Source organism: Propionicimonas sp. (assembly GCF_034927565.1).
Classification (GTDB): Bacteria; Actinomycetota; Actinomycetes; order Propionibacteriales; family Propionibacteriaceae; genus Propionicimonas.
Genome location: NZ_JAYFPT010000016.1, coordinates 138,003 through 151,024 on the forward strand (window position 1 = coordinate 138,003; position 13,022 = coordinate 151,024).

Sequence of the window (13,022 nt, forward strand, 5' to 3'; positions counted from 1 at the left end):
CGCCCCACGGGCGTCTCGCAGCGTTGTCGTCGGTCGACGATGCACCACATCGCCTCCCTCCTGTGCCTGGCGAGCCACCCCGCGGAACCCCGCTCGCGACGGCCAGGGACAGGCAGACACGCTCTAGTGTTTGACCTTGGTGTGGTGCGATGCCTTGCCGTTGACGATCTTCACGATCGTCCCCGGTACCGCCGGCTGCGACGGGTCGAGGTTGACCGTGGTTCCGGCCCACAGCGCCTTGCCGTCCCACTCGACGGCGACCACGTTGTGCAGGCTCAGGTACTTCTTCACCTTCCCCTTGCGGACCGCCGAGATCGCGCCGGCGAAGTACTCCGCTACGTAGATCGTGCCGTCCTTGGCGATCGCGAGATTGGTCGCCCCGGAGAAGCCGTGGGCGATCTCCTTGATCGCGCCGCTGCGCGGGTTCACCCGGAAGAGCTTGCCGCGGGCGCCGAGCGCGAGGCTCTCCGGCCCGCCCGGCAGGGTGGTGACGTACAGGAAGCCGTCCTTGCCGACCTCGACATCAGTTGGCACCGCCTCGAAACGGTAGGTCACTCCGATCGTGCAGTCCGGCAGGCCGAGCTCGGCTGCTGCTTCGGCGGTGATCCGGTACGGGTGGGCAGGCAGCACCGCGAGGGTCTTCACCTTCCCGCGGTTGTCAACCGTGAACAGCGCATTCGCGCCGGCGTCCGCGACCACCCAGCCATCACGGTAGGCGGCCACCGAGTAGGCATGCGAGTCGACCAGCCCGGTGTAGGCCGGTCCGAGCGCCCCGACCACACAGGCATCGGTGGACTGCGGGCCGTAGGTGAGCTTCTGGTCTGGGTTCTTGGCCTTCTCATAGGCCAGCGTGTCGGCCGTGACCCGCTTACCGAGCGGCCCGCGGATCTTCAGCCCGCTGGCGGTGATCGCCTCCTCGCCGCCGACGGTGTAGGTGTAGGCGCGGTAGCGGCCGTTCTTCGAGTGGGCGATACCGGACGTTCCGGTGGCCTTGGCGATGACGGTCTTGATCGAGCCGTTGCTCTGCAGGACGCCGACGGTGTTGCTGAAGCCATCGGCGACATAGATCTTGCCGTGGAAGACGTCGAGGTTGAACGGGGCGCCGACCGCGTTCGACTTGACCACGGGTTTGTGCGGTTTGCTGCCCGAGGCGGACGCCGTGGTGGCGGTGGCCGCCGAGGTGACCAGCAGCGCGGCGCTGGCTGCAGCCACGCCGATGCGAACAAGCGTTGTGCGCATGAATCTCCCTGGATCGATGGTGAGGGGGAGGAAACGTGAGCGTGCGCCGAGGCCGGCGCGCCCTTGGTGTGCGCTGGGTCTGTTCAGGCCCGCACGCCATGATCCTCGCACCGGCCGGGAGTGGAAATACTCAACACTGAGTAGGTGTTTTGGCCTGCTCCGGCCAACCGCACCGAATCGGAGGTGGCCACGTCCGGGCACCACCCGTCCCGCCGGGCGGGAAGTCGAGACGGAGCGCCGGCCTTCAGCCGGCCAGCTGGACGGCGCGGCCGAGCACATCGTCCAGCATCGGGGGCGTGAGCCGCCCGGTGAAGGTGTTCTGCTGCGAGACGTGGAAGCAGCCCAGCAGGGCGACCTCCCGTCCGTCCGGGTCGAGCAGGGTCGCCTCCGCGCCGTGGCCGAAGACCGGACGCGGGCGCGGCACCTGCCAGCCCAGCCCACCGAGGGTGCCCAGCAGCGACTGCCAGCCGAAGCCGCCCAGGGTGATGAGCACCCGGACGGACGGCCCGAGCAGCTGCAGTTCACGCGCCAGCCAGGGCGCGCAGCGCTGCCGCTCGGCCGGGGTCGGCTGGTTGGCCGGCGGGGCGCACCGGACCGGCGCGGTCACCCGGACGCCGCGCAGCTCGAGCCCGTCGTCCGCCGATACCGAGGTCGGCTGGTTCGCCAGCCCTACCCGGTGCAGGCTGGCGTAGAGGAAATCGCCCGAGCGGTCGCCGGTGAACATCCGGCCGGTGCGGTTGGCGCCGTGGGCTGCCGGCGCCAATCCGACGATCACGATCCGGGCCGCCGGATCGCCGAAGCCGGGCACCGGACGCCCCCAGTACTCCTGGTCGCGGAAGGCGGCACGCTTCTCGGCCGCTACCTGCTCACGCCAGGCCACCAGCCTCGGGCAGGCGTGGCAGTCGGTCAGCCGGGTGTCGAGCTGGTCGAGGCTGACAGCCGCAGCGGCAGCGGTGGCCGGGTAGGAGAGTGTCTCCGCCTGGTCGACGCCGTCCCTGCTCACTGCCACAGGTCCAATCTACGCACCCGCCCCCCACGCCCACCCGATAGCGGGCCTGACAAGCACTTTCACCTGCCGCGAAAATTCATTGCCGAACCCGGGAATACGGCGTTCGCGGGGAAGGTTCTGCTGGTCGAACCGATGACGTCGGCAGCTGCAGGGGGGTGCGGTAGGCCGATGGCACGGCGTAGGACGGCGGGCTCGCCAGGTGTGATGAGGGGTTTTCTCCTGGCGAGCTTCTGCCTGCGGAACAGGCCGCGTCGATCTTCTGTTCGGGTCAGCTGGTACCCACCGCCCGGCCGAACTGGTCCGCGGTGAGCTGACCGGCCCATGGGTGTCCTGTCCTCAGCACGGCCGGTGGCGGGTGCGGCGGCGCGATCCTCGATCGGGATCGATCAGGCTGTGCGGTACTCGCTCAGGCCGGCCAGGCTTCGCAGTTCCCGGATGGTCGCCGCGGGATCGGTGGACTGGTAGATGGCACCGCCGATCACAGCGATCTCGGCACCCGCCGCCTGCACGGCTGCGACCGTCGACCGGTCCACGCCGCTGGCGAAGGAGAACCGGACGCCGGAGCGGACCGCCTCGTCGAGCAGGCCGGCGAAGTCGAACTCCGGGCTGTCGCGCTCGTCCGCGCTGGAGTGGAACTCGACCAGGTCGGCTCCGAAGCCGATCACCTCGCGTGCCCGGGAGATCTTGTCCGGGACGCTGATCAGGTCCACCACGACCGTCTTGTTGCGCTCCCGGGCGGCCTTGATGGCGCCGCGGATGGTGGCATTGCCAGCAGTGCCCAGCACGCCGATCAGGTCGGCACCGGCGTCCAGCGCGAGCCGGGCCTCCAGTTCACCGGTATCGGCGGTCTTCATGTCAGCCAGGACCGGGATCTCCGGGAAGGCGCTCTTGACCGCTCGCACCACGTCGAGCCCCTCGCTCTTGATCAGCGGAGTGCCGATCTCGATGATGTCGGCGTACGGCCGGACCTCGCCGGCCAGCCGCAGCGCGGACTCCCGGTCCAGCAGATCGATTGCCACCTGCAGCTTCATGGTGATGTACCTCCCTGTTCGGCGCCGGTGGCGCGCGCTTTCGTGGTCTGGAACAGTGCCCGCCCGACGACCACCGAGCTGACGCCCAGCTCGGCCAGGTGGGCGAAGTGCTCGGGACGGGCGCCGCCGTCCACACCGATCGGCCGCAGCGAGCGTGCCTCGACGGCGCTCGGCAGCAGCAGGCGGTCCAGGTTGGCGGCGGTCGGCGCGTCAGCCGGCGGAGTGAGCATGATCAGGATTCCGTCCGGTCGGACGGTTTCGACCACCGTCCGGACGTCCTCCGGTTGCCACAGCTGCGGCTCGAGGGAGATCCACCGCTCCCCCGCCAGCGGCAGGCGCTCGGCCAGGCCGGGATCACGCGGATCGCGCAGGTGAGCCACGACCCTGCCGAACCGCGGGTAGTCCAGCGGCTGGTCCGGCCCGACCATGAGATGGAGTTCGACCGCGTCCCACAGTCGCCGGGGAATGCGCCGGACGACCTCGTCCACCACACCGATCCGCCGTGGATAGGTCTCGTCGATGACGTCGATGTGAACACGTCCACCATGGGCGACCAGGGCATCGCACATGGCCAGGGCGTCCTCCACCGGCAGATCGAGGATGCTGCCAGAGAGATCCAGTCGGTTGAACTCAGCCTTGTCGAGAACGCGTTGCCGGATCAAGGTCGCTCGGCATTCTCGAGGGCGTCGGACCAGGCCAGCTCGCGCAACTCCGCCGCGCCCAGGCTCCCGGCGGGCCGGACGCTGCCGTCGCACCAGCCGCCCCGAAACACCGCGACGCTGTCGGCGACGGCCAGCACCTCCTCCACCTCGGTGCTGACGATGATGATCGCCACCTGCTGCTCGCGCGCCAACTGCCGGATGATCTGGTAGATCTCGGTCTTCGCACCGATGTCCACACCCTTGGTCGGCTCGTCGAGCAGCAGCAGCGTGGGTCGCTGCAGGGTCGCCCGGGCGAACAGCACCTTTTGCTGGTTACCGCCGGACAGCGAACTGAGCGGGGACTCGAGGTTGCCGCGCACCGCCACCTTGGCGAGTTCGACGGAGGTCTGGGCGCGTAATGTCCGCCAGCGCAGCACACCGAGTCGGACAAAGCGCCTCAGGACCGGCAGCGCCGCATTACTGTGCGTATCCAGCTGAGGAATGATGCCGTCGAGCTTGCGCTCCTCAGGCAGGTAGGCCACGCCGCTTCTCACCGCCTGGAGGGGCGTTGCCGGGTGATAGGGCCGGCCGTCGAGGGTCATCGTGCCGCGGGTGAGCGGCTCCATGCCGTAGACAGTGCGCAGGAAGCGGCTGCGACTGGAACCAACCAGGCCGTAGATTCCCACGATCTCACCGGCGTGGACAGTGAGAGAAACGTTGGCCAGAACGGGGCCACCCACCTCCTCGGCACGGAAGACCACCGGACGCTCGGAGGGTGGCTGGTTTGCTCCTTCCACCGGTGCGACCACCGCTGGGCCGCGGTGGTCGGCGGCGGCGCGCTCCCCGACCACGGCGCGGACCACCGCAGCCCGGTCGATCTCGGAGGTGGGGCCGGACAGCACCACCCGGCCATCAGCCAGGCCGACCACCTGATCGGCCACCGCGAACACCTCGTTCAGCTTGTGGTTGACGAAGACGATGCCGAGCCCGTCGGCCGCGAGCCGCCGGAGGGTGACCAGCAACCGGTCCACCTGACCGAGTTCGAGCGCCGTGGTCGGCTCGTCCAGCAGCAGGAAGCGGCTGCCGCGGTGGACGGCGCGGGCCACCTCGAGCATCTGCCGCTGGGCGACCGACAACGTGCCCACCCGGTCGTTCGGGTGGGCGTCGATGGCGAACTCGTCGCAGATGCTGCGTGCCAGCCGGTTCATGCTGCGGCGTGCCAGCCGTCCGTTGCGGGTCTGCTCCCGTCCCAGGAAGAGGTTCTCCGAGACGGTCAACTGCTCGACCAGGCTGAGTTCCTGGTAAACGCAGGCGATGCCCATCGCGGCGGCGTCGGCCGGGCTGGTGAGATGCAGTTCCTCACTGCCGATCAGCAGCCGGCCGGCGTCCGGGCGTTCGGCGCCGGAAAGCGAACGCAGCAGCGTCGACTTCCCGGCGCCGTTGTGCCCGACAACAGCGAGAACGGAGCCTCGTTCGACCCTCAGATGGGCGTCCGACAACGCCAGGGTGGACCCGTAGTACTTGGTCATACCCTCGACGATGAGCGCCTCCGCCCTCGCTTTGTCGTTCACACTTCCCCAATCGTCAGTCGTCGCGATAGTCCGGATCAGCCCAGTTCGCCCGGTGCCGGGGTCTGCCCCGAGGTGAACACCTTGGGTGCCAGCAGTACCTCGTGCTCGACCTTCTCGCCGGCCAGATAGGACTTCAGGTTCTTCAGCGCAGTGTCGGCGTAGACGGCCGGCTCCTGCGCGGCGCAGCCGACGTAGAAGTCGTCCAGCTTGGTCTCCGCCGCGCAGAACGCGTAGAGCTTCACCTTGTCGGCCCGTCCGGTCTGGTTGATCGCCTGGATGGCACCCACCGCACTCGGACCGGTCGCGGCGAAGATCACGTTGATCGCCGGATTGGACTGCAGCAACTCGGAAGTGACCTGGAGTGCGACGGCCGGATCCACCTTGCTGTTCACGGTGGGCAACACCTCGACGCTCTTCGCCGGCTTCAACGCCGTCACGAAGCCGTCGTCGCGCTGGTTGGCAGCGATCTGGTCGGGCGCGCCGACCAGGCCGACGACCAACGGGGTGTCGGTCCCGAGATCCTTGATGGCCAGCTCACCCATCGCCGTGCCGCCGGCCGTCTGGTTGGCGCCCACGAACTGGAGGAAGTCGGCGTTCTGCGCCTTCAGGCTGTCCGGGTCGACGATCTGGTTGACCGTGAACACCGGGATGCCTGCCTGGTTCAGGGCCGCGACGCTGGCGGCGGCGGGACCAGAGTTGACGCCGTTGAGGACGACAGCGCAGACCTTCTGCTGGATGAACGACTGCACCTGGCCGAGCTGGGCGGAGTCGTCATCATTGGCGATCGCCATCTTGACGTCGAAGCCTTGCGCGGCGCCGTTGTCCACGAAGGACTGCTGCATCGAGATGTAGTAGGGATTGACGGTGTTGGGCAGCGCGACGCCGACCACCGGCTTCTCCGCCGAGCAACTCTCCGGCAACGACGGGCCGCTGCCGCTGGAGGGTGCCGTCGACGAGGGGGTGCCCGGAGTATCGACGCTGCAAGCGCTCAACCCGATCAGGACAGCGCAGGCGGAGGCAACCACCGCTGGCGCACGATAGATCTTCATTTACTTTCCCTTCTCTGTGAGGACTTCCGAACTCGTGGGTGATTGGGCGTGGGCCGAGGGCGTCACCAGAGGTCTCTTGGCCGGGCTCGTGGAGCGGCGCAGGGTGTCGAAAGTGACGCCGGCGAGGATGATCAGTCCGATCACCAGCGACTGCCAGTAGCTCTGCACGTTCAGCACGTTCATGCCGTTGCTGACCGAAGCGATCAGGACGGCGCCGATCATCGCGCCGAGTACGGTGCCGACGCCGCCGAACAGCGACACCCCGCCGACCACGGCGGCGGCGATCGAGTAGAACAACTCATTGCCGGTGCCGGTGGCCGGGAAGCCGACCATCAGCCGCGAGGTGGCGATCAGGCCGCCGATCCCGGCGCACAGCCCGCTGATCGAGTAGACCAGGATGGTCGTTGCGGCGACGTTCACCCCGGAGAGCCGGGCCGCCGAGAGGTTGCCGCCGACCGCGTAGATGTGGACGCCGCTGCGGGTCATCCGCAGGAAGAGCGCCGCGATCACGGCAGCGAGCACCAGCAGGATCACCGGAACCGGGATGCCGGCCAGCCGGCCCTGCCCGATCAGCGCGAAGTTGCTCTGCAGTACCGGCACCGAACTGGCGCCGGTGATGATCAGCGGGATCGCCAGCGCCACGCCCTGGGTGGAGAAGGTGGCGATGAACGGCGGAACCTTCAAATACTGCACGATGACCCCGTTGATCGCGCCCAGGGCCGTCCCGACCGCGACGGCAAGCACGGCCGCGATCGTCCAGTCCAGCCCGCTGCGCATGAAGACCGCAGCCAGGACGCCGGTCATGCCGACGTTCGCCCCGGTGGACAGGTCGATGCCGCCGGTCAGCAGCACGAAACACTGGCCCAGCGCGAGGAAGCCGATCACGGTGCCGTTGACCAGCAGCACCGAGAAGTTGTCGAGGGTGCGGAAGTTCGCCGAGAGCACGGACAGCGCGATCAGGATGACGATCAGCACCGCCAGGATGCCGCTCTCCTCCGGCAGCCGGCGCCGCCGGGAGCGCGGTGTGGCCACCGGGCCTAGTTCTGCTGCCACGAATCGGCTCCTTCCCAGTTGGCGACGCCCAGATAGCGTTCGAAGATCGTGTCGGTGAGCGGGGTGCGGGCTTCGGCCACCACCTCGACCGCGCCGGCCCAGGCCTGCGCGAGGTCGGCGAGCGGCCGGCCGGTGACCAGGGCGGCGACCTGGATGGCGGCACCGGAGGCCACCGGCTGCCGGGTGGCGGAGCGCTGGATCGGCCTCCCGGTGACGTCGGCCAGCAGTTGCCGGTAGGCCGGGGAGGTGGCGCCACCGCCGATCGCGATCGTCCGGCCGGACAGGTCGATGTCGAACGAGGCCAGGTGGCGACGGGCCCGCTCCAGGCCGAACACCACGCCCTCGTGGGCGGCCAGCGCGAGTTCCTCGCGGCTGGTGGCGCTGGTCAGCCCGGTCAGCGTGCCGCGGGCGGACGGACGGTCGGGGAACCGCTCCCCGTCCAGGTAGGCGGCCAGCACCGGCCGGGAGTCGGCCCGCGGCGCGGCCAGCGCCAGCTCGGCGAGCGTGGTGAGGTCGACGCCCAGCAGCCGGGCGAAGCTGTCGGTCACCTTGGTGCAGTTCACCATGCCGATCAGCGGCTGGTAGCCGCCGGCCACCGCCGCGACCGAGTTCACAACGCCGGTCTCGTCCACGACCGGCGTCGGGTGGAGGCTGTAGACCACGCCGCTGGTGCCCAGCACCAGCACGACGTCGCCGGGGACGACGCCCAGACCGACCGCTCCGGCGTGCTGGTCGCCGGCGCCCGCACCGACGATCGCCCGGCGGGAGAGCCCGAGTTCGTCGGCCACCGCGGGCAGGATCGTCCCGGCCGCCTCGCCGGGCGCCAGCACGGTGGGCAGCACGGCGCGCCAGTCGAGGTCCGGGTCGACCAGGGCGAGGATGCCGGGGTCGTACTCCATCCGGGCGGCGTTGAAGTAGGCGGTGCCGGAGGCGCCCGAGCGGTCGGAGACATACCGTCCGCTCAGTCGGTGGATCAGCCAGTCGTGTGGCAGCAGCAGATGGCGGAGCCGGCGGTAGAGCGCGGGCTCGTTCTCGGCGAAGGCGGCGAGCTTGGCGACGGTGAAGGACGAGGTGGGTGCCGAGCCCACCCGGCGGACCCACTCGGCAGCACCGAGGCGGCCGCGCAGCCGTTCGGCCTGGCCGGCACTGGTGAGGTCGTTCCACAGCTTGACCGGACGGATCACCGCGTCGTGCTCGTCGAGCGCGACCAGGCCGTGGCACTGGGCGGCCGCGCTGATCCCGACGATGTCATCGGGCCGGACGCCGGCCTGCTCGCGGGCCGTCGCCAGTGCGCCGGTCAGGGCCGTCCACCACTCGGCGGGATCCTGCTCGCTGACCGGCGGGAAGGTCGGGGAATGCGGGACGCTGCCGGTCCCGAGCAGCGCGCCGCTGTCCAGGTCGTGCAGCACCACGGTGGTCGACTGGGTGCTGGAGTCGACTCCAGCAACTACCGGCATGCCGACACCCCCGCCGGTTGAGAGCTGATGGCCTGCCTGTTCTGCCTGCCCGTGCCGGCGTGACTGCACCTGCCCGCCGGGATGGCGACAGTCGTCATGGTGGCTCCTTTGCTGCACGGCGATCCGTAACTCAGTATTGGGAGATTCCTCTCGTTCATCAACACCAATGCTCGTTTGAGCAATCTAGGTTCAGAGGGAATCCATTGCGATCAATTGAGCGCTATCCTACTCGAATGAAGAACCCCAACGGAGGTGACAATGGCTCGTAAACCCGGCCTGGCGACGCTGATGCTCGCCGCGACCATCAGTCGACGGTTCTACATCGACGGCGAGTCCAAGACCCAGATCGCCGAGGAGTTCGGCCTGTCCCGCTTCCAGATCGCCCGGTTGCTCGACCTGGCGCGGGCGGAGTCCATCGTCACCTTCACCATCGACGTTCCGGGGATGTTCGACGCCGAACTGTCCGAGGCGGTGCGGCAACAGTTCGGGTTGCGGCGGGTGATCGTCACGATCGGCGGCGAGCACGACGAACTGCCGGCCGTCCGTCGTTCGGTGGGGAAGGCCGCCGCCGCTCTGCTGGCCGAGTTGGTCACCGACGACGATGTCCTCGGGGTCGCCTGGGGCCGCACCCTCAGCGCGATGTCGGAGGAGATGACCGAACTCGCCCGCTGCCCGGTGATCCAGATGGTCGGCGCGATCGGGACGGTGCACGAGAACTCACTGGAGCTGGTCCGACGGCTCACTTCGGTGGGGGGCGGACGGGCCTACCCGCTCTACGTCCCACTGCTGCTGGAGGACGAGCAGTCCGCCTCGGCGCTGCGCCGGCAGGCCGCGATCTCGGCGGTGATCCAGCGGTTCGAGTCGATCACCATTGCCGCGGCCGCGATCGGCAGCTGGTCACCGCCCGACTCACAACTGCTGCGCGCCCTCTCCCCCGAGGTGCGCGACCGGTTCCTCAGCGAAGGGATCATCGGCGACGTCTGCGCCACCCTGCTGCGGGACGACGGGTCGATAGTGGAGGATCTGCAGCCGCGGTCGATTGCTATCCACGCTGCCCAGTTGCGCCGCACCCGCGAGGTTGTGGTCGCCGCGGGTGGGGCGCACAAGGCGCGGGCGGTGCGAGCGGCGATACGCGCGAAGCTGTGCACCACGCTGGTCACCGACAGTTCGCTGGCCCGGGCGTTGCTCGACCTGGAGCAACAGGGCTAGCGACGCCTCACTGGTCGTTCGTCGGCGCCGGCAGGCTGTCGAGTTCATCGGGCAGGCCCTCCCGCTTGCCGACCGCACCCAGCGGATGGGTGAACAGCACCTCGGCCCAGCGGTAGCCGCGCATCCGCATCAGCACCACGGCCAGGCAGTCGCCCCAGATCGCATGCATGAGGGTGGAGCCCATCGCGATCACATTGCCGGGGTCGACGTCGTCGGCCACCTCGAAGTACTGGACGTGGTCGGCCAACTGCGCGAGCTCGGAGGACCGGTTGCTGGTCAGCGCGATCACCCGGACGCCGCGCTCCTGGGCGCGGTGGGCCAGGTTGTTGATCTCGTCGGAGCCGCCACCCTTCGAGATCGCGATCAGCAGGTCGCCGCTGCGCAGCGCGCCCATCGTGCCGTGCAACGCGTCCGAGGGCTGCAGGAACAGCGAGGGGGTGCCGCTGACCGAGAACAGGTGCGCCATCCGCCGGGCGATGCTGCCGGAGGTGCCCGAGCCGGTGACGAACACCTTGCCGGTGCAGTGCAGCAGGGCGTCGAGGATCACCGCCGTGGTGTCGTCGAAGACCTCGACGACCTTGCGCACCCCGTCCGCCTCCAGTTCGATGCGCTCGCGCATGGCGTCCAGGATCTGCTGATCGATCATTGGTTCTCCTCCGGGTAGTCGGGTGTTCGGGGCGACGCCGTCGAGCCGGGTGGGACGGGTCTGGCGCCCGTCCCACCCGGTGTCGAGCCTCGGGCTGAGGAGCTCGTCGACGTTTGCTGTCGATCCTGCCGCGATGCGCACGAAAGCGCCTCATGGGTGCTCAGATGAGCGGATTACGTCGGGAGCAGCGCCGCGCCACAATGGAGCCATGTCACTGAACGGCGAGCAGCGCCTCACGACCGCCCGGGAGCTTCGGGCCAACCTCGACCTGGCCGGCCTCGACCAGACCCAACTCCAGCAGCTCACCGGCTGGAGCCCGCAACGCGTCGCCGCCACCCTCGACCTCGACCACGCCGACCCCGTGGACGCCTGGCAGCTCCGCGATCTGCTGGAGCAGGCCGCCTGTGACGCCGGGCGGACGCCGGTGGCGTTCACCGTCCTCACCGAGTCGGCCCGCGCGGCCGCCCGGGGCTGGTTCGGCATCGACTGATGGCGGCCCGAAGGAAGCTCACCGTGGTCGGCGCCGTCATCGTGGACGGTGGACGCGTGCTCTGCACCAAACGCGGGACCGGCCCCTTGGCCGGCCGCTGGGAGTTCCCCGGCGGCAAGGTCGAGCCGGACGAATCCCCCGAGGAAGCCCTCACCCGCGAGATCTTCGAGGAACTCGACTGCGTGGTGGACGTGGGCTCGCCGGTGGTCACCACCACCCACCAGTACGACGTCGCCGAGGTGACCCTCACCACCTACTACTGCACCCTGCGCTCCGGCACGCCTACCCTCTCCGAGCACACCGCCAGCACCTGGCTCGCCCCCGAGGACCTGCACACCCTGCACTGGGCCCCCGCCGACCTGCCCGCCGTCGAGCAGGTGCAGCGCGACCTCGCCCCATAGCCGCGCTCCACCCCGTCCGGACTTTCCACTGGCACCCCCGCGCGGTCGGGCGACGCCCACCGGTCTCACGGCCGGCAAGTCCGCTCCCACTCGACATCCCGCGCAGGCAGGAATCTCACCGACCAACCCTGCGGATCCAGACCGTTTCGCCTCCACCAACCCGCCTCAGCCGCTACCGTACGAACACCGGCGCGAGGAGGCGACCACATGGACTGGGGAGCGCTCCTCGCATCGACCCTCACTGGCCTCGCGCCCGTCCTCCCGCCCTTCGCAGCGATCGCCGCCTTCCTTCTCGTGCTCCGCTGCCCCCTCCCGGGACGAGGCCCCCACCGGTCCCAGGGCCAGGATCCCTGGCGCGGTTTCAAGTACGAGTCCCGGCGCATCGTGATGGAGCGCGCCGGCCACCGCTGTGAGGGCGCGGTGTTCCTGGCCTGGGGACGCTGCAACGAGCCCGCCGTCGAAGCCGACCACATCTACCCGTGGTCGCGTGGCGGGCCCACGATCGTCAGCAACGGACAGGCGCTGTGCCGCGGCCACAACCGCAACAAGGGTGCGATGAACCCGCCGTGGTGGTACGTGCTGACGCTTGAACGCCGCCGCCGCTCCTACTTCCCCGAAGGCGCCGACGTCCGGGTCACCGCATCAATGACGGCTCACGAGGTTCGGGCACGCACCAAGGCTCCGCCCGTTTGAGGATGATCGCTCTTGTGCGATCATGTCGAGAATGCGATCATGATTCATGGCTGAGATCGAACTGCACGACGAGATCAAAGCCTGGCTGGACACCCTCGCCCAGGACGAGTGGGAACGGGTCGTTGTCGTCGTCGACCGCTTGGCAGAGTTGGGTTCGACTGCTCGGATGCCGTTCTCTCGAAGCCTCGGCGAAGGACTGTTCGAGCTGCGTTTCGCCCTCGGCCACACGGCCAGGCGGATCACCTACCGATTCACCAAGGACGGCCGGATCATCCTGCTGACCACGTTCCGCAAACAACGCAACAACGAGCGCAACGAGGTCACTCGCGCACGACGGGCCGCCGAAGAATGCGCAATCAAGTACCCGTAATGGAGGACGGCATGAGCAACTACTCCCGCTGGGACGATGCGAAACGGACGCGCACGCCCGTCACCGACGAACGACGTGCGGAGATTCAGCAGGATCTCGCCCTCGGGCAGCTGATCTACGACCTTCGCACCGGGGCCGGCCTGAGCCAGCGTGAGCTGGCTGC

Annotated in this window: 14 protein-coding genes; 5 read left to right on the forward strand and 9 right to left on the reverse strand. The window is 69.1% G+C overall.

The features are described from left to right. Positions 1–123: 123 nt before the first annotated feature. The 8 genes from VB080_RS05235 to xylB all read right to left on the reverse strand — a co-directional run bounded on the left by VB080_RS05235 (position 124) and on the right by xylB (position 9,050). Positions 124–1,239 carry a ScyD/ScyE family protein gene (locus VB080_RS05235; RefSeq protein ID WP_323417378.1) on the reverse strand — a complete coding sequence of 372 codons (1,116 nt, stop codon included), beginning with the start codon at positions 1,237–1,239 and terminating at the stop codon, positions 124–126. A gap of 244 nt (positions 1,240–1,483) precedes the next feature. Then, positions 1,484–2,248, reverse strand: coding sequence for a uracil-DNA glycosylase (locus tag VB080_RS05240; RefSeq protein ID WP_323417379.1), 765 nt, complete (start codon positions 2,246–2,248; stop codon positions 1,484–1,486). Positions 2,249–2,634: 386 nt separating this feature from the next. Further along, on the reverse strand, positions 2,635–3,279 hold the full coding sequence (hxlA, locus tag VB080_RS05245) for a 3-hexulose-6-phosphate synthase (protein WP_323417380.1): 645 nt from the start codon (positions 3,277–3,279) through the stop codon (positions 2,635–2,637). Continuing rightward, the gene (locus tag VB080_RS05250; protein WP_323417381.1) at positions 3,276–3,941 is read right to left on the reverse strand and encodes a hypothetical protein; all 666 of its coding nucleotides are present in this window, start codon (positions 3,939–3,941) and stop codon (positions 3,276–3,278) included. Before VB080_RS05250 ends, hxlA begins: the two co-directional genes overlap by 4 nt. Then, positions 3,938–5,449 (reverse strand): sugar ABC transporter ATP-binding protein, encoded by a 1,512-nt coding sequence (locus VB080_RS05255; protein ID WP_323417382.1) that lies wholly within the window; start codon positions 5,447–5,449, stop codon positions 3,938–3,940. Before VB080_RS05255 ends, VB080_RS05250 begins: the two co-directional genes overlap by 4 nt. 77 nt (positions 5,450–5,526) lie before the next feature. Beyond that, the gene (locus tag VB080_RS05260; protein ID WP_323417383.1) at positions 5,527–6,540 is read right to left on the reverse strand and encodes a substrate-binding domain-containing protein; all 1,014 of its coding nucleotides are present in this window, start codon (positions 6,538–6,540) and stop codon (positions 5,527–5,529) included. Then, positions 6,541–7,593, reverse strand: coding sequence for an ABC transporter permease (locus tag VB080_RS05265; protein WP_323417384.1), 1,053 nt, complete (start codon positions 7,591–7,593; stop codon positions 6,541–6,543). Then, positions 7,578–9,050 carry a xylulokinase gene (gene xylB / locus VB080_RS05270; RefSeq protein ID WP_323417385.1) on the reverse strand — a complete coding sequence of 491 codons (1,473 nt, stop codon included), beginning with the start codon at positions 9,048–9,050 and terminating at the stop codon, positions 7,578–7,580. Before xylB ends, VB080_RS05265 begins: the two co-directional genes overlap by 16 nt. Positions 9,051–9,308: 258 nt before the next feature. On the opposite strand from xylB, the gene VB080_RS05275 reads away from it, so the two are divergent. After that, positions 9,309–10,259, forward strand: coding sequence for a sugar-binding transcriptional regulator (locus VB080_RS05275; RefSeq protein WP_323417386.1), 951 nt, complete (start codon positions 9,309–9,311; stop codon positions 10,257–10,259). Positions 10,260–10,266: 7 nt separating this feature from the next. On the opposite strand, the gene VB080_RS05280 is transcribed toward VB080_RS05275, so the two are convergent. After that, positions 10,267–10,905, reverse strand: coding sequence for an SIS domain-containing protein (locus VB080_RS05280; protein WP_323417387.1), 639 nt, complete (start codon positions 10,903–10,905; stop codon positions 10,267–10,269). Between the two features lie 208 nt (positions 10,906–11,113). Here VB080_RS05280 and VB080_RS05285 point away from each other — a divergent pair, with 208 nt between their 5' ends. The 4 genes from VB080_RS05285 to VB080_RS05300 all read left to right on the forward strand — a co-directional run bounded on the left by VB080_RS05285 (position 11,114) and on the right by VB080_RS05300 (position 12,859). After that, positions 11,114–11,395: a DUF2316 family protein gene (locus tag VB080_RS05285; protein WP_323417388.1), complete on the forward strand. Its 282-nt coding sequence runs from the start codon at positions 11,114–11,116 to the stop codon at positions 11,393–11,395. Then, positions 11,395–11,796 (forward strand): (deoxy)nucleoside triphosphate pyrophosphohydrolase, encoded by a 402-nt coding sequence (locus VB080_RS05290; RefSeq protein WP_323417389.1) that lies wholly within the window; start codon positions 11,395–11,397, stop codon positions 11,794–11,796. The genes VB080_RS05285 and VB080_RS05290 overlap by 1 nt, the downstream gene beginning before the upstream one ends. A gap of 207 nt (positions 11,797–12,003) precedes the next feature. Continuing rightward, positions 12,004–12,489, forward strand: a complete 486-nt coding sequence (locus tag VB080_RS05295; RefSeq protein ID WP_323417390.1) for an HNH endonuclease signature motif containing protein — start codon at positions 12,004–12,006, stop codon at positions 12,487–12,489. A 46-nt stretch (positions 12,490–12,535) separates the two neighbouring features. Continuing rightward, entirely contained in the window at positions 12,536–12,859 is a 324-nt protein-coding gene (locus VB080_RS05300) for a type II toxin-antitoxin system RelE/ParE family toxin (protein WP_323417391.1), read from the forward strand. Positions 12,860–13,022: the final 163 nt, after the last annotated feature.